Annotated in this window: 13 protein-coding genes; 2 read left to right on the forward strand and 11 right to left on the reverse strand. The window is 43.3% G+C overall.

Annotated elements, in window-relative coordinates; translation table 11 throughout:
* Window positions 1-24: 24 nt before the first annotated feature.
* Complete coding sequence (locus tag ACYQ0C_RS12040; RefSeq protein WP_032942103.1) at window positions 25-2,061, reverse strand: tetratricopeptide repeat-containing sensor histidine kinase; 2,037 nt, start codon at window positions 2,059-2,061, stop codon at window positions 25-27.
* Between the two features lie 182 nt (window positions 2,062-2,243).
* On the opposite strand from ACYQ0C_RS12040, the gene ACYQ0C_RS12045 reads away from it, so the two are divergent.
* Window positions 2,244-3,119, forward strand: coding sequence for an aldose 1-epimerase family protein (locus tag ACYQ0C_RS12045; protein ID WP_016277900.1), 876 nt, complete (start codon window positions 2,244-2,246; stop codon window positions 3,117-3,119).
* 48 nt (window positions 3,120-3,167) lie between these two features.
* Here the strand turns inward: ACYQ0C_RS12045 and ACYQ0C_RS12050 are convergent, their stop codons facing one another.
* The 4 genes from ACYQ0C_RS12050 to ACYQ0C_RS12065 form a co-directional block, all read right to left on the reverse strand.
* A complete protein-coding gene (locus tag ACYQ0C_RS12050; RefSeq protein WP_025018459.1) occupies window positions 3,168-4,088 on the reverse strand; it encodes a DMT family transporter in 921 nt (306 codons plus the stop codon).
* Window positions 4,089-4,271: 183 nt separating this feature from the next.
* A complete protein-coding gene (locus ACYQ0C_RS12055) occupies window positions 4,272-6,017 on the reverse strand; it encodes a phospho-sugar mutase (protein WP_025076954.1) in 1,746 nt (581 codons plus the stop codon).
* A 136-nt stretch (window positions 6,018-6,153) separates the two neighbouring features.
* Entirely contained in the window at window positions 6,154-7,794 is a 1,641-nt protein-coding gene (locus ACYQ0C_RS12060) for a C69 family dipeptidase (protein WP_016277903.1), read from the reverse strand.
* A 43-nt stretch (window positions 7,795-7,837) separates the two neighbouring features.
* Window positions 7,838-9,508, reverse strand: coding sequence for a M23 family metallopeptidase (locus tag ACYQ0C_RS12065; RefSeq protein ID WP_025076955.1), 1,671 nt, complete (start codon window positions 9,506-9,508; stop codon window positions 7,838-7,840).
* Window positions 9,509-9,700: 192 nt separating this feature from the next.
* Between ACYQ0C_RS12065 and ald the strand changes: the two genes are divergently transcribed.
* Window positions 9,701-10,792 (forward strand): alanine dehydrogenase, encoded by a 1,092-nt coding sequence (gene ald / locus ACYQ0C_RS12070; protein WP_016277905.1) that lies wholly within the window; start codon window positions 9,701-9,703, stop codon window positions 10,790-10,792.
* Between the two features lie 224 nt (window positions 10,793-11,016).
* Here ald and ACYQ0C_RS12075 read toward each other — a convergent pair whose 3' ends face one another.
* The 6 genes from ACYQ0C_RS12075 to ACYQ0C_RS12100 all read right to left on the reverse strand — a co-directional run bounded on the left by ACYQ0C_RS12075 (window position 11,017) and on the right by ACYQ0C_RS12100 (window position 17,640).
* On the reverse strand, window positions 11,017-11,631 hold the full coding sequence (locus ACYQ0C_RS12075) for a DUF5024 domain-containing protein (protein ID WP_016277906.1): 615 nt from the start codon (window positions 11,629-11,631) through the stop codon (window positions 11,017-11,019).
* Window positions 11,632-11,651: 20 nt separating this feature from the next.
* Window positions 11,652-12,218: a hypothetical protein gene (locus ACYQ0C_RS12080; RefSeq protein ID WP_016277907.1), complete on the reverse strand. Its 567-nt coding sequence runs from the start codon at window positions 12,216-12,218 to the stop codon at window positions 11,652-11,654.
* The gene (locus tag ACYQ0C_RS12085; RefSeq protein WP_016277908.1) at window positions 12,209-12,679 is read right to left on the reverse strand and encodes an RNA polymerase sigma factor; all 471 of its coding nucleotides are present in this window, start codon (window positions 12,677-12,679) and stop codon (window positions 12,209-12,211) included. The genes ACYQ0C_RS12080 and ACYQ0C_RS12085 overlap by 10 nt, the downstream gene beginning before the upstream one ends.
* A 179-nt stretch (window positions 12,680-12,858) precedes the next feature.
* Entirely contained in the window at window positions 12,859-13,992 is a 1,134-nt protein-coding gene (locus ACYQ0C_RS12090; RefSeq protein ID WP_016277909.1) for an aldose epimerase family protein, read from the reverse strand.
* A gap of 126 nt (window positions 13,993-14,118) precedes the next feature.
* Window positions 14,119-15,678: a DUF3857 domain-containing protein gene (locus tag ACYQ0C_RS12095; protein WP_016277910.1), complete on the reverse strand. Its 1,560-nt coding sequence runs from the start codon at window positions 15,676-15,678 to the stop codon at window positions 14,119-14,121.
* 6 nt (window positions 15,679-15,684) lie between these two features.
* A complete protein-coding gene (locus ACYQ0C_RS12100) occupies window positions 15,685-17,640 on the reverse strand; it encodes a DUF3857 domain-containing transglutaminase family protein (protein WP_025076957.1) in 1,956 nt (651 codons plus the stop codon).
* Window positions 17,641-17,657 lie beyond the last annotated feature (17 nt).

Genomic DNA, 17,657 nt, shown 5'->3' on the forward strand with positions numbered 1-17,657 from the left:
GCACTATTATATAAAAAACAACAACTAAACCATCTTTTTCAGATTATAATCATAACCTTGAGGCAAGATGACAGTAAACTCACAACCTATCTCTCCTTCATCTAATTGTACATTAGCTATAGAAATGTCGAGATGCTTCTTATTATTAGCATTTAGTAATTGTACCGTTTGAAAAATAACTTTCATCCCCGTACCCGTACCATGATTGACACTGTTCACCTTATACCCTCCCCCATTATCTCTGATTTTAATGCAAATTCCAATTTCAATTCTCCTTATATCAATCCATAACCTTTTCATTCCTTCTTTATCCTTTAAAGCATGCTTCAAAGCATTTTCCACCGGAATCTGTATCATCATAGATGGAAGGATTTCCTGGTCAGGATTTATGGCTTCATCTATAAATATGGATAATATAAAATTATCTCCCAATGCTTTACGCTCCAAATTTATAAATGTATTGACGAAGTCCAGTTCCTCAGCTATAGTTACGCAGAATTGTCCCGTCAGCTCCAGATTCCTCCTCATTAACTTTACCAACCCACGCATATTTTCTGCCTGCTCGTCGGTATAACTCCCCATTTCACGATTCAATATATTAAAAATAAAATGCGGAGAAATCCGGTTACGAATGTTCTCCATGCGCAAAGCCGTAATCATGGTCCGGGTTCTCATTTGTAACAAATAATGCCGTTTTTTGTTATATACAATAATAAAGACAACAAGAAAAAGGACGCATATACAAACAGATATCCATATATAAAGCGTCTGGTTCAAAGCCAATACTTCATTCTCTTTTTGTTGGATGAAAATTTTCTGTTTCATCAATGTGGTGTCCTGACTGTATTTCAGATCTATTTCGGCTGTACGCATTTTAATACGCTCATTACGTGTGGAATCATCAATACGCTGATTTTCCATTTGGTAGTAATAGGCTTGTCTGAAATCTCCCGCCTCTTCAAAATAATGTTGCAGATAACGGTTACGGATATGCTGCATGTTCGGTTCCACATAATCAGGTTGGACAGCCTCAGACATACGTTTGCGCGCTAGAGGCAAATCATTCTGCTTCAAGGCAAGCTCTATCAATTGGGTATCCAAATAATAAAGAGCTGTCTGATTTTCAATAGAACGGAAAAAATCACCGCAAAGGTTTAAATAGTATGCTGCAGAATCAACCTGATTCATCAGAAGAAAAGTTTCTCCCAAATTCATTTCAGTCAGATGCTCCTCAAAAATCATATCGGGATAAGAACGGGCCAATACCAATGACCTTCTGAAAATTTCCAAAGCTTTGGGATAATCGGCACGAAAATAATAAGAATTACCGCGATTATTCAAATAGATATGTTTCTCAAATGGAAGCATCTTATCATAGTGCCGGGCAGCCAGTTCATAGTAATAATCACAGGAGGTAAAATCGCGAAGTTCCATATAGACTTGTGCCAATCCATAATAAGCAGGGAAGCGCTTTTCTTCAGGAATCTTCAACGAATCACTGTAAGACAAAGATTTACGATACCACATAGCACCTTTATCATAATGACCGGTACGGACAAAAGCATCAGCCAAATTGATGGAAATATCCGGAAGCACATCTCTGTTGCTGCCCTGCAAACGATAATCGAATGCTTTTTGAAAACAGATCACAGAAGAGTCGGCCAATCCTTGACGGGCACATACATTCCCCCGCATATTATAAATATCGGCATACAAGTCATTAATCAATGAAGACGGAACAGCTCCGTCACAAAATACTTCCGCTCTATTCATACTAAGTCTAGCCGAATCCATTTCAGACTTAAACATATATGCCTTTGCCAGAAGAACAAGATAATGGTAATACGCCACACTATCTGTGGTAACCGCCATTTGCCTGGCAGTACGGGCACATACATAACTAGGGTTTTCGGACAGTGAATCAATGATAAAGTCATAATACTGCATATAAATGTCCATCTGAGTCTTTTTATAAGTACCAGAACTTGTGCAAGATACTCCCCATATACAAACCAACACACTATACCATAAAAATTTAAACATCAAATGTATGTTCTTCATCGTATCCCTCCTTCATAGTTTATTGACAAACATAAGCAAAAATAAACATAACCACATCTTTTTATTGAAATTTATTTGATTTAAAAAGCATTTTGGATAAAATCCACATAAAGATGAAGATTCACTTTGCCATGTCATGAAACATCCCTACCTTTGAAAAAAGAACTTATAACTGAAGAAACATGGAAACACTATCTAATTCTGTCCTGACTGTACAAATAGCCGAGCATGGAGCCGAGCTTCAAAGCATCAAGAAGGATGGCAAAGAATATCTTTGGCAGGGCGACGCTAAATTTTGGGGACGGCGCTCACCTGTCCTTTTCCCTACGGTAGGCCGTGTGTGGGATAATAAATACCGTCATGCCGGAAACACTTATGAAATAGGGCAACACGGATTTGCACGTGATATGGATTTCAAACTGACCTATAAAGAAGATAAAGGAGCTGTATATTGGCTGGAAAGCACTCCTGACACATTGGGCAAGTTTCCTTTCCCCTTCCGCCTGCTGGTAGGATATTTATTGGAGGAAAATAAAATTACCGTAAAGTGGCGTGTGGAAAATCTGGGAGTCATGGACATGTATTTCCAAATCGGAGCACATCCCGCTTTCTATTTCCCCGAGTTCGACGCCGCTACAGAGGAGCGTGGCTTCTTTGTTTTTGACCGGAAGTCTGATTTAGAATATACCGTACCCACGGAAAAGGGATGCGTTTCACCGGAGCGCCATGCACTAAAATTAAATAAAGAAGGACTGATGCCAATTGATATTCATACTTTTGATTGTGACACCTATATCTTCGACAACAAGCAGCTGAAGAAAGTAACCCTGCTGGATAAAAAGAAAAATCCCTATATCAGTTTGGAATTCGATTCTCCGCTAGTGGCTTTGTGGTCTCCCACCAAGGCTCATCCCGACTGTCCGTTTGTCTGCATCGAACCATGGTATGGACGCTGCGACTCTGTGGGGTATTCAGGAGAGTTGAAAGATCGTGAATGGATACAGAAACTAGAGTCCAAAGAAGCTTTTGATGTAGAATATAAAATCATTATAGAGTAATCAAGAATAACGGGGTATGCACGCGATAAGCCATACCCCATTTTTTTCTTACCGGCTTCCCAAATACAGAAATATCATACCTATAAGTACCAGCGCCAAATCCACGGCCTTGCTTTTAAGATTCTTCTCACGGAACACCATTGCACCAAATATGAAAGAAACAAGAACACTGCCACGCCTCACCATGGATACAATAGAGATCATTGCCCCGTCCAAACTCAAGGCATAGAAATAGACAAAATCGGCTGCCGACAGAAAAATAGATATCAGAACAATACACCAATGCCAATGAAACGGAGTAGTAGATCCGCGCTTCGGCCACCATAACAGCATCAGGACACCTCCCATCATAAACAATTGATAGATATTATACCAAGATTGCACAATCATCCTATCCAGTCCGATACCTCCTTGATCGGCAGACGCCATGAGGTACTTGTCATAAAGCCCGCTGATTGCCCCCAGCACAGCCGCCATTACCACATAATAGATCCATTTATTATGCTTGAAATCTATACCTTCCTTCTTTCCACTGCGGCTCAGCATAAAAAAAGAGAAGACAGCCATCAGCACACCAATCCATTGGTACAGATTCAACCGCTCACCAAAGACCACTAAAGCCCCTACCAGCACCATCACCGGACGGGTGGCGTTTATAGGCCCCACAATCGTGATAGGAAGATTCTTCATCCCAAAATATCCCAACACCCACGATGAAAGGACAATAACCGATTTCAACACCACATAACGATGTACCTCCCATCCTGCAACGGGCACATAAAAAATAGAGTTTTCCAATGTTTCCGGCTTCCACACCGACCAAACAATAAAAGGAAGAAATATCAAACTAGAGAACAATGTATTAAGAAATAACACCGGAATGACCGCATTGTCCTTTAACGACTGTTTCTTAAAAACATCATAGAATCCCAGCAATGCTGCCGAGAGAAATGCCAGAAGTAACCACATCATATCTTTTACCTTATTTAAAACCGGGGACAAAGTTACAACAAAAAATAAACAAAGGAGTGCAGATTCTGATATAAATGGCATGGAAATAAAAAAAAGGGAAACGGAGAAAAACATCTCCATCCCCCTTCTTTTATTTATGAACGATATCCTCCGGGACTTTCGCCCGGCGGCTACCCTTGATTAAATTCCCAGCGACTTTCTTACGGCTTCCACTTTTTCCTCAGCAGCAGCATTAGCGGCATCGAAGCATTTGTGGCAACCCATCTCACCCTTCACTTCCACATAGAACTTGATTTTAGGCTCTGTTCCCGACGGACGGACTGAAATCTTAGTTCCATCTTCTGTGAAATATTGCAATACGTTACTGGTTTCCGGCATTTCGAGTTCTGTAACATTACCATTTCCGTCAGTAGCCTTCAATGTCTTGAAGTCCTTGGAAACAATCACTTTGGAACCACCAATTTCTTTTGGAGGATTAGCACGGAAGTTTTCCATCATCGCTTTTATTTCTTCAGCGCCACTCTTACCCGGTTTCACCACATTTACGGTAGTTTCTTTTGAGAAACCATATTCTACATAGATATCAAGCAGCACTTCGAACAATGTCTTGCCCTGGTCTTTTGCCCAAGCACAGATTTCTGCCAGCAATGTACAAGCGGAAACAGCATCTTTATCGCGGACAAAGTCTTCAGCCAAAAATCCATAGCTTTCCTCACCACCACCGATGTACTGCTGCTTGCCTTCACGCAAGCGGATCTCACGTGCAATCCACTTGAATCCGGTATAGCAATCCAACATTTCGATGTGGTTCTTGTCAGCGACCGATTTAATCAATTCTGTAGTAACGATAGTCTTTACAATGAAATCATCCTCTTTCATCTTACCCGTAGCAATGCGGTTCTTGATGATATAATACAAGAACAACAAGCAGGTTTGGTTACCATTGATCAGCACCCATTCTCCCTTGTCATTTTTGCAAGCCATACCTACGCGGTCAGCATCCGGGTCACTGGCCATCACGATGTCAGCGTCAATTTTCTTAGCCAGCTCAATAGCCATAGACAATGCCTCCGCATTTTCTGGATTCGGAGAGATAACCGTGGGGAAATCTCCACTCTTCACCATTTGTTCAGGCACAGTATGTACATTTTCAAATCCCCATTGCTTCAACGCACGCGGAATCAGCATCATACCTGTACCGTGAATCGGAGTATATACAATCTTCAGATCTTTCTGTCGCTTGATCACTTCAAGATCAATAGAGATTGACTTCACTTTATCCAAATAAACGCTGTCCACTTCTTCGCCCACAATTTGAATCAAGTCTTTGTTACCTTCAAATTTGATATCGGTAGCCGATGAAATCTTGTTCACCTCATCAATGATACCTTTATCGTGCGGAGCCAATACTTGTGCGCCGTCATCCCAATAAGCCTTGTAGCCATTGTATTCTCTCGGATTATGAGAGGCGGTAATATTGATACCACTCTGGCAGCCGAAATGACGAATAGCGAATGACATTTCAGGAGTAGGACGCATATCTTCAAACAAATATACTTTAATGCCATTTGCCGAGAAGATATTGGCAGAAATTTCCGCAAACAAACGGCTGTTGTTACGGCAGTCGTGACCTACCACTACAGAAATCTGATCGAGATCTTTAAAGTTTTTATTTAGATAATTGGACAAGCCCTGAGTAGCAGCACCTACCGTATAGATATTCATACGGTTGCTGCCCACGCCCATAATGCCACGCAAACCACCTGTTCCAAACTCCAGATCTTTATAAAACGCTTCAATCAAATCAGTCTTATCGGGATTCGCCAACATTTTCTTAATTTCAGCCTGTGTCTCGGCATCATAAGCAGGTGTTAACCATTTCTCTGCTTTCTCTGTCACTTGCTTTATCAATTCTTCATTTTCCATAATTTTTTGTTATTTATAAGGTTTATAATCATATCCGCTTTTTACGTGTTGACAAATGTAAAAGAATTAAATTAAAAATCCTAGAAATTTGGAAGAAGAAAATTAGAGATAATATGATTTTCAGGGCATATATATCCTATTTCATCTTATAACGTTCACCGGTGGCCTTTACCAGTTCTTCCAAAAATTCTTGAGGATATCCCGGACGTACCAAAGGAGCACAATGACCGGTTTCAGGACGAAGTATGGTTCCATCTTTTGCCATCTTTTTCATAGCACCGTCATTATACTTCACTATCAGAAACTCGCCCAGCTTCTTCCAGCTGTCTACTGCCGATTCGGCTGTCATGCAACTATAGTTAGTCAGGAACTCTTTTGCTTTTGCAGGATCTTTCTCATATAAACTCATGGCAGACGACTCAATACCTGCCTGTGCATTTGCATAAGTATCTTCCAGATTGTTTTGAACAGCACGCATATCATCAATCATCAGGCTATAACGTGGGCGAATCATATCGGCCACCCAATTATAAATCCAGAAAGCGGAATTCCATGAAAAAGTTACACAGTCTGCCTCCTTACCGCTATAGCAGTCGGGAATACGGTCCGAACAACAATATACGGGAGCGAACACTGTCATATTGGCATCATCTGTTCCAAACCATAACACCCCCCCTATCGCATCGGGCAATCCGGCACGCATCTGTGCCACAAAAGTGAAAGCCGTCTGCTGGGTAGAGATGGGGCGCTCGTTGAAGTATTCCTGATCCCCTACTTTAAAGCTCAAGGGTGACAGCCGATAAGGAGTTTTAAACGGGCCGGCACCAGGATCTTTGGTAATATCCAATGGAGTGCCCTCATAATGATCGCGCATAGCCGCTTGTACATCACGCACTGAAAGTTTACGTGAGGGCTTGATATAAAGAGGCATCGGTTCCTTACTTTCTCCCTGAATGTATGACAGATAGGTGTCTCCTACCAATTTATTAAACATATTATAGAAACTCCATACACGCGCTTCACAAAAACGTACGCCACCAAAGTCCAAAGGATTATATGCCGCGGAAAAACTGAAATCCTTATTCATACCGTCAAAATAGCCTTTTTCACGAGCGAAAGAAATCACATCCGGAGAATAAAGGCAATTATCCTTGTCGTTCATATTGAACTGATGAATGCGGCTCTGATTAGCATGTGCGGCAATACAATCATCAGGGATACGGACTGCCACCCATACAGCACCTTTCACACCGGGGCCTTTGCCGATCATCTCCAGAATCCAAACTTCATTGGGATCAGCGATACTGAATGACTCGCCACTACTATAGTAACCGTATTCTTTTACTAAATCCGTCATTACCCGTATGGCTTCTTTGGCTGTACGAGAACGCTGGAGAGCTACATAAATCAGACTTCCATAGTCCATAATTCCGGTAGAATCCACCAGTTCCTCGCGTCCACCAAAAGTAGTCTCGCCTATGGTTACCTGAAATTCATTCATATTACCTACCACATTATAGGTCTGGCGGGCTTCTTTTATCTGCCCTAAATATTTGCCCGAATCCCAATCATAGATATCACGCATAGCTCCTTTTTCATGCATACCGGCAGGATAGTGATACAACTCACCGAACATTCCGTATGAATCGGCGGAATAAGATACGATAACAGAACCGTCGGCAGAGGCTCCCTTGCCTACAATCAGATTCGTGCACGCCAAACCCTCTGTTATTGCCGCCAACAACAAGGCAGCACCTAAAATCAGTTTATTCTTCATTAAATATATAACTTTTTAATTGTGTATAATGCTTATTTTACCATCAAAACTCATATTCCTCTCTTGTTTCGTTCCCACAATAATCCGTCACCACCAATTCCAGTTTATGGGCGGCTCCTTTTTTTAACCGTTCCGGATGCTTCATCCACAATCTCGCATTTTTAGAGCTGAAACCAAACAAGGCAAACTCACCGTCTATCTTCACCTTATAATCCTTGACTCCCGTTTCCGCATCCCCTATTTTGAACTGAATCCTGCCCGTCTTCCATTGCGCTTTATTCAATGGAGTCACCCATGGAGACAAAGTATCTACCGCTACAGTATAGGTTCCCAATTCACGAATGGAAGTCTTCATCCAACCATTCTCATAAGTTCCTCCCGCTGATCCCGTCCTATTTCCCCACTTGCGGGCTACATAATATTTCGACGTATCCTCCACAGGAAGATGACGTACCCCGATCATCAGCGTACATCCGGCCTGCAAAGCCACCGGCTCATCATGCAACTGATATTCGTAAGAAATTGCGGCTGTATCTTTAACCACCTGACAGTTCAATGCCACATCCTCATACAACATCCCCCGGGGGATAACCAGTTCCATACCCGGTTCCTGAACCACATTCCCTTTATTCCAGGCCAAATAATATCTCACCTGCGGATGATATTCCTCTATCGGCTGCCTACGGCCACGCACAACAAAACGATAAGTCGATTTATTACCATATAAATCAGCCAATTCATAGCGAAAATGATAATCACGCTCTTCATCAATCGTAATCACCCCTCCCTTATCGTCAGCCTGTAACATGCGCAGACGGCTTCCGGGAAGGATTTGTGAGCGCATCACCCAATTATGCCTCTTTACATTCTCCTCATAATCCGTCCAGGCATTAATCATCCGGTTCTCTTCAGGCAAAACGCCATCCACCGTGCTGCGAAAAACTTCTGTCGTATCCACATAAAGTACTACGGAACGCACACCATAATTATTATGTGTACCATCCATATAGTCGTATGCCTTAATACCGGCGGCTATTTCCCCCCAGGCGGAAACCGGCTGTCCCAAAGAGGCGACAGGGATGGACTTTTTTCTTTGTGAACCTTCCACAACCCCAGCTCCCCGCTGCGGATAAAGCATAATCATTGACGCACGTGGCGGAGTAGTATCTTTAATTTTATCGGTATAGAACTGTAAAGGATCTATCAATTCACCGGTATCCGTACGGCGTATCTCCATGTGCAGATGCGGCCCGAAAGAATACCCTTCATTACCGCTTAAAGCAATGATCTCTCCGGCCTTGAAACTGATCTGATGAGGTTCGAATTCCAAATCCACAGCAAAAGTCTCATGCTCATATTGGTATTCCTCCACTAATTCCGCCACAGCCGGAGCAAATTTCAACACATGCCCATATACAGAAGTATATCCATTGGGATGAATAATATAGATAGCCTGCCCATATCCGCCGGGGGTAACCGACACACGGCTCACATAGCCGTCGGCAATGCAATGAACAGGTTTTCCCACTTCCCCCTGGGTTTTAAAGTCCACCCCTCCATGAAAGTGATTAGAACGTAATTCACCAAAATTACCGCTCAGCGTAAGCGGAAAATCAAAAGGAGGACGGAATACAGGAGCCGCCGGTTCTTCCTGTGCCTGCACAGCGAGCACACCACCCAAGGCTAATATCATTATATAATCTCGTAATGCCATTTCTTTATTTTTATGGAGATTCATCACCAAAAAATTGAATTCCTCCGCAAACTTACAAATAAAAAACAGAATATCCCTTAAAACAGTGTTGCTAAACATACATTTATGACAAAAAAAACAGATCCATACCAGACCTACTTTTCTGACATTTTGCTATCTTTGAGGCAGTCAAACCCCTTAAATCTGACGATTATGATAGTAGGAATTCCTAAAGAAATCAAAAACAACGAGAATCGTGTATCGTTAACCCCTGCAGGAGCACACGAGTTGGTACAGAGAGGTCACACGGTGTATGTACAACACACCGCAGGTATAAACAGCGGATTTTCTGACGAAGAGTATGAGAAAGTCGGAGCGCGTATTCTTCCTACTATAGAAGATGTGTACGCCATTGCTGACATGATTATAAAAGTCAAGGAACCCATCGAATGCGAATATAATCTGATACGTAAGGGCCAACTGGTGTTTACATACTTCCACTTTGCCTGTGACAAGGAACTGACGGAAGCGATGATGCGTAGTGGTTCTGTGTGTCTGGCTTACGAAACTGTAACCGACCGGCAAGGAGGACTGCCTCTGCTGATTCCCATGAGTGAAGTGGCGGGACGGATGTCCACTCAAGAAGGAGCACGTTTTTTGGAAAAGCCTCAGGGAGGACGTGGCATCTTGCTAGGAGGAGTTCCCGGTGTCAAACCAGCCAAAGTACTAGTATTAGGCGGTGGCATTGTAGGAACCAGCGCTGCATTAATGGCCGCCGGACTGGGAGCTGATGTCACAATCTGTGACATATCTTTGCCCCGTCTGCGCCAGTTGAGTGAGTTCATGCCCAAAAATGTAAAGACGTTATTCTCGTCCGGTCACAATATAGAACAAGAACTGCCTGTTACCGATTTGGTAATCGGGGCAGTTCTTATTCCAGGAGCCAAGGCTCCCCACCTCATCACACGCCCCATGCTGAAATTGATGAAGAAAGGCACCGTACTGGTAGATGTGGCCATTGACCAAGGAGGGTGTTTCGAAACATCCCATCCCACGACACATGCCGATCCTATTTATGAAGTGGACGGTATCATTCATTATTGTGTGGCAAATATTCCGGGCGCTGTGCCCTGCACTTCCACTTTGGCACTGACCAATGCTACACTGCCATACGCCGTCAAGCTGGCAGATCTAGGTTGGGAAAAAGCTTGCGAAAGCGATCCAGGATTGAAAAACGGCTTGAATATTGTAGACGGTAAGATTGTGTTTCCGGCTGTGGCAGAAGCTTTCGGCTGGAAAATTTAGTAAAAAAAGAAGGTGCGCAAACAGGCGAGGGCACTGAAAAAGTGATCTTTTTTAGCAACCAATCCTTTTTTTAGAAATTTCGGGAAAAGTTGTATGTCGAATGATGCATTTCATTCACATACAACTTTTTCTTATATTAAGGGTCATAACTCCACAATTTGCTTTAATCTAACTAAAAGAGAGTATTTTATTATCTTGTGTTCGTGAAAAAATAGTTTCATTATCTATTCGGCTATGACATAAGCATCCAATCCTTTCAAGGACTGACGAATGTCTTCCTGCATCTTCTCCATTTCCTTCCGGTTCATTTGGCGCATCTCTATGCCAGACTCCCTCAGGTTATTCCCCAATTCAGCCATCTGCTCATTGAACGAACCCCATTCTTCCGAATCGAGGACAACAGAATACACTTCCTTTCCATCCTTCATCGGACTGATAATGACCGTCATGCTTACATTGCCACTCTCATTAACAGTAAGGGTATAAGTACGTTTCTCATTATCCATCTTATAGATGAACGTAAAATTTGCTTTCTGCGCCTTACCCCTTCCCTTCGGCATGTCTTTAATGGCGGTTTCGGCATACTCCTCATCCTTTTCGAAAGCCTCAATCAATCTTGCGCCTATCTTCTCATCCTTTAACGAGAAACTTTTCACCACCTTCACCACTTTGCGGGTTTTAGAGTCACGCTTCGTTACAGAGTTGATTGCCACATCGTCCCGTTTCTCCAGTTCAGCCGCCATTTTATCAATATTCTTCTGGGCCATAACCTTGCTTGTTCCACCACACAGCAGTAAAAAAACCACCAATGTACTTCCTAAAATAAATCTTGTTTTCATATTTTATTCTTTATGTTTTTTTATTCACTTACCAATAATTCCTTTGCTTCTATCTCTTTCTCGGAACGACGAATTTCGTCCACCCGCTCCTGAGCCAGTTTCTCCACCCGTTCCGCCTTTTCCAAGGTTTCAATAATACAAGGCATAATCTGTCTCACATCCGAAATGCGCTTGCCTCCCACTTCCACATAACTACCTTCGTAACACGACCATTCACCACTTCCGCCTGCTTGGTTTTCCGAATAGAAAATCAAGCCTAACCCCAGCGCAATGACCATCATTGCCGCTATACCAGCACTCCAGACAGCTATCGGGATATGCTGATAAAAGCCTTCTTTTCCAGCCGGCGGCACCTTTTCCGATTTCTTTCCTCCGGCAATCTCCTCCTGTCCGTCTGTCTGCAATGTACCCGGTTCTCCCTGCATGCCCCCCTCATACCAGGCAAACATCGGAGCATATTCCATCAGATGAAAAGGTACGTTCCCTGTATGGAAGAAGCGATAAATAGCCTGCTCCTCGGCATTCGTAGTCTCCCCTTCCAAGAAACGGTTAATGTATTCTTCTATATTCCTCTTATCTAATTCCATACCTTACTGTGTATCATAAATTGTTCTTTTACTCTTTTTCTAGCTCTCGACAAATTGGTTCGTACCGCCACCGACGTACTTCCTGTGAGACGGGCTATCTCCTCTACTTCGAAACCTTCCAGGTGCTTCATGCGGAGAATAGACTGCTGCAAGTCAGGTAAAGTACTTATGACTTCCAGTATCTCCTGCATATTCTCTTCCTCTACCAGTTTCATTTCAGGGTTTTCACTTCCACCAATGCTGATGCCTTGCTCCAAACCGACCTTTTCTATCCGGATACCTCGCAGACGATTGATGCACAAATGCTTGGTTATGACAATGGCCAATGCATCCACGCTGCGGTATTGATCCAGACGGTCACGAAGAAACCAAAGTTTCAGCAATGCATCCTGCACCACATCTTCTGCCTCGTCGGAGTCTTCCAGATAACGGATGGCCATTCTTAGCAAAGCCGGCCGCATTCGTTTTGCCTCTATTTCAAATTTATTTTGTTCCATGTTCACTAGTATGACACATAGAGGTAGGGAAACGTTACATCAAAATAAAAAATAATTTGTTGACAGGCCTATTTGCTAATATTCCAAGAGTCCGCACGGACAATACATAACACTGATAATTAACAAATTATCCTGTCGGCAAATTATTCAAATTTATAAACCGTATGACTACGAAAAACCTCTCCCGGCCGGAGCACTGTACTAGGGAATCCCGGTTGATTGGGGCTATCTTGAAAATGCATCGTTTCAAAACATACCGCTGAACGGAAAGGATAAGCTACCCCCCCCTTACCTGTCATTTTTCCTTTCAGTCCATTACCGGTATAAATTTGTATTCCTGGCTCGGTGGTGAAGATCTCCATCTTACGCCCGCTTGCCGGATCATACACCCAGGCAGCCGGCTTTGTATCATCTCCTTTCGTATTCAACTCCCAAGTATGGTCATATCCGTTTACGACCTTCAATTGGGGATAATCCGCATCTATATGTTCTCCGATAGTATGCGGCATCCGGAAATCAAGGGGAGTACCGGCCACCGGAAGATATTTTCCTGTGACACATTTCTTATCATCGTATGGAGTAAAGCGATCCGCATCTACCCAAAGTTGCTGGTCCTCCACACTTTTCGTAAAATCTCCCGAGATATTGAAAAAAGAATGATGAGAAAGATTAAGTACCGTGGGCGCATCCGTAGTTGCCTCGTATTTCAAATCCAACACATTATCATCCTCACCAAGGCGATAGACCAACGTTACTTTCAGATTTCCGGGAAAACCATTTTCTCCATCAGGAGAGAGATAAGACAGACGAACCGTATGTGTATCTGCCTGTTCCACTTTCCATATTCTATCGGCAAAACCAGGATTCCCTCCATGTGATATATGCCCGGACTTCCCATTATTAGGGATCAGCTTATACTCTACTCCGTCCAGTGTAAAACGCGCATTCAGGATACGTCCTATATAACGTCCCACCGTGGAACCAAAATTCTGCCGTTGCTCCATATATGCACCAATCGTGGGAAATCCGCACACCACATCCTCCCGTTTTCCATTTCTGTCGGGTACAAGGATGGAAACCACCCTCGCCCCATAGTTCGTGATGCAGACCTCCATTCCCTTCTTGTTGCTCAATGTAAATAAATCGGTATGCTGCCCATTCACTTCTGTCTGAAAGTCCTTCCGTTGTAATCCTGAAGCAGTAATTTGCTTGCTGGTGTGACAAGAAGAGAGCATCATCAACAAGCCTATACAAACTATACCATGTTTTCCGTTCATATCATTCATTTTATAGGTTTTAAATTACCACAAATGTAAATCCTCCGATGGAAAATAAGAAAAGTCGGCCTTCCCTTTTTCAAGGGGTGACCAACTTTTCAACTATTTCAACCAATTTTTACCCGATTACTTCTTCTCTTTCAGCAATAAGGTAGTATGATGACTATCCTCCCATTCGGACATCAGCCGATGAAAATCCGCATAATCGGCGGGAGTTATCAATTGTTTGTCCAGTTGCAACGAACGGGTCACTTCCGTCTTATCCCCTGTAGTATGTACGGTTATTTTCAATTTCCCTACCGCATTGGTTATTTCTTTTGCCTTTTGCGGAGTACATACCTGCATATCCGACGGAACATTTACTACACAAATATAGGTCTCATCCGTCATACCAGGGAGCAACAGATTCGTAGTACGTTCTGTATTTCCAGAACCATAACCATTCATGGCTATTCCGGTTTTAGCATGAGGCAGTGTTATCAGACGATAGCCACCTGCCAATGTTTTCCCTGTTTCAGAAGTGACCGTTACCGTATCCGTTTCATGAACCGATTTATTTTTCACCTCCAAAACCGCCTTTTCACCATCCAACGTGTGGACAGGTTGATATTCCTGTCTGCCCGCTATGACAGAAGAATCTAGAAACAACTGACTTATAGCACTTAAGCCCAAACAATTATCCGGCGCTTTCACACTATATGCAACTTTCACTTCACCTTGTAATCCTGCCGCCTGCAACAATCCTGCAAGCAGATTTATCTTTTCCGCTTCCGTACCATACGCAGTACGGATTACTTCAGTCGCCGGACGAATCCGGTACCCCGTTTCAGGCAAAGATAACCGAGACGTGCCCAACCCATGTACATAGTTCATCAAGACAACCTCCTGTTCATCCACATTTTTCCCTTGCAATAATTTTTGTGCCAAAGTCATGACCTCTTTTTCATGAGCTGCCGTAAATTGAGACTTCAGCACTTTCAAAGCATCGGTCATCGACGGATACGTATTTGCCAGAATAACCGGTATATTTCCTGATAAAGCTGAAGTACTTTCCACAGGATAACAAGCAGGAATATTCTTCAGTGTCCAAGTGACGACTTTATTTCCATTCTCATTTTTTACTACCGGCGCAACTTTTCCGTTTACCAATGCATAATTCAAAGGCTTATCCTCCGGAACCGACACACTACAGATATATTCTTTGATGGGAGACAACTCCTCTACCGGCACATATACATCCAGCCCGGACAAATAACCGGGACGTGTAACAACTGAGTAATCCAAACAAATAGTCGCTCCCAACTCCAGTCCCGTATGTACCACCACCATCTCTTTCAGTCCATTATAGGCAGGGGCATCAGCCGCAGTTGCAGGAAGGACCTCTACAAATGCATTTCCGGGAGTCTTTACTATAGTCCCATCTTTCTGACGAGTATAAGACTCATGTATCTTCAATTCCTGATAGGCCGGATTATAAACAATGAAACTTTCACCATACAAGCCATTCATCGCTGTATGTGTAAACAAAGTCAACTCCTTATATATCCGCATTTCCTGACTACCGTCCTTATGCAATGTGTAAGTTTTAGCTAACTTTCCGAACTCCGCTTCAGAAGCCGCTTTTACCGGAAGAGCTGTCAGTAACAACACTCCCAAGCATACATATATATAATAAATCTTTTTCATATCACTTTACTTTTTAATCACCAAATAATCACCGTATGCCTTATGGGCTTCCACCGCTTTACGGAAGCTATCCCAATCCGACGCTTCGTACACACGTTTTTTCAAAGCCAGACGGTTATGCAGAACCACCCGGTTTCCTTTTTGCAGAAGTGAGCCCGCAAAATCGGCTCCCGTCCCCTGCACGGCATCCTCCTTTGACTCATTGATCAGCGTATAACCCGATGGCAATTGAATGGTTTCATCCAATTCCACCAAACGGGAGCAGGCATCTTTAAAACCATACTTCCGTTCCTTCACCTCTGTATTAATCCGTAGATAAGAACGCACCTGGCTATAAAGATTATTCATAACCAAAGGTTTGAACAACATTTCTTTCTCCCCTTTCATAGCATAATCCGGAATCTCATAGCGGAAAGTGATTTGGATAGGAGCAGCTTGATAATCTTTAGGATTCTTGCCATAATCCACACTCAGCAATCTGGCTTTAGGAGAAACAGCCAGCAGTTGTCTTTCCATAGTCACACGCCACTGGCTCTGAAAGCCCCTTGTGAAAATGCTGCGTATATTGCTGTCACTCTGCCCCTCGGCTTGAATGGTAAATGTACCACGCAAAGTACCATTAGCATCCAAACGGTTGTCCGCCTTAATGCGTACATAGTGATTTTCCGGAGCAGAAACAGGAGTCAGGCAGAGGTCAGAACCTTCGGGAACACCGGGCAGATAATTCTGCTGTTGTTCGGCGCTACTCCATAATTCACGACAGAAAGGAACCCACGTAGGGTCTAGCGGCATGTAAGTTCCATCAGCAAGTTTCACCACAGCCACACAATGATTGAAATGATCGGCAGGAATACTTTCGACACGACTGCCCGCCATTGTCATGGCCGGATAGGCCTCAAAACCCGCCATGCGCAGAAAAGAAACTAAGGTTCCTGCTATATCTTTACACACGCCGCAGCGATCCGTATAATTCATTTTAGTATTATGTAATGTATAGCCCTCGCCTTTTCCCATAGAGATACCTGCATAACGTATATTATCCGCCACCCAATGGGTCAGTACAGCTATTTTCTCCATTTCGGTTTTCTTTCCTTTTATCAATTCGTCCACTTTCTTCTGCGCTTCGGGCAGTGGAGCAAAGCTTCCATAGTCTTCATTTACTTTATTGAACCACAAAGACTTGTCTTTCCAATGAGAAGTAGAAGACATCATCAGTTTAGGGGCTGCATCAAACAAGTCCACCATATTCGGCTCCCGCCGGAAAGGCATCATGTCCTCCATAGCGAAAGTGTAAGCTTTCCGTCCGTCTTCATAACGCATGGATGATGCACATTCTCCTTGATAGAATTGAAATTGCATCTCTTTGTCCATAGGAATACTGACCTTGTACACTTTACGCACGGTAGGCTCACTGCTCCAAAATGGGACAATGTCATAGAACTGGCCATGCATGGGAGGTATGAACCGGGAATCATCCTCAGGAACAGCCCCTAGCAAAGCGTATGTAAAGCCCTTTTTCGCTATTTCATAATCTATGACATCATCGGGATTCAAAGCCCCCACTTCTATCATAATCTGTCGTGCTCCCCAATAAATAGCACGGGCCGGAGCCGCATAGTCACAGGTTTTCTTCACATCCACCTCATCAATCTGCCCGTCAGCATGATATATCGTAACACGTTTGAATTCGGCATGGGCCGTCAACGGATCATAATCATATTTAATCACCCGGTTGGCTATAGCTCCTTTAGGAGTCTGCACCTTGATAACCTTACATACGGCAAATGATCCCTGCCCTGTCGGTTGCACCGACACCGACGTACTGTCCAGCAACGCCACACAGTCAAACTTGGCATACGCTTCTCCTTTCGCAACTTCCTCATAAGGTTTCCACCCCTGCCCGTAAGCTGTGGCGGCAGTTAAAAGAAAGCAAACCAATGTTGCATAAAGTTGTTTTCTCATGTTTCTCATCTATTTTG

This window comes from Phocaeicola sartorii JCM 17136 = DSM 21941, from assembly GCF_054653615.1.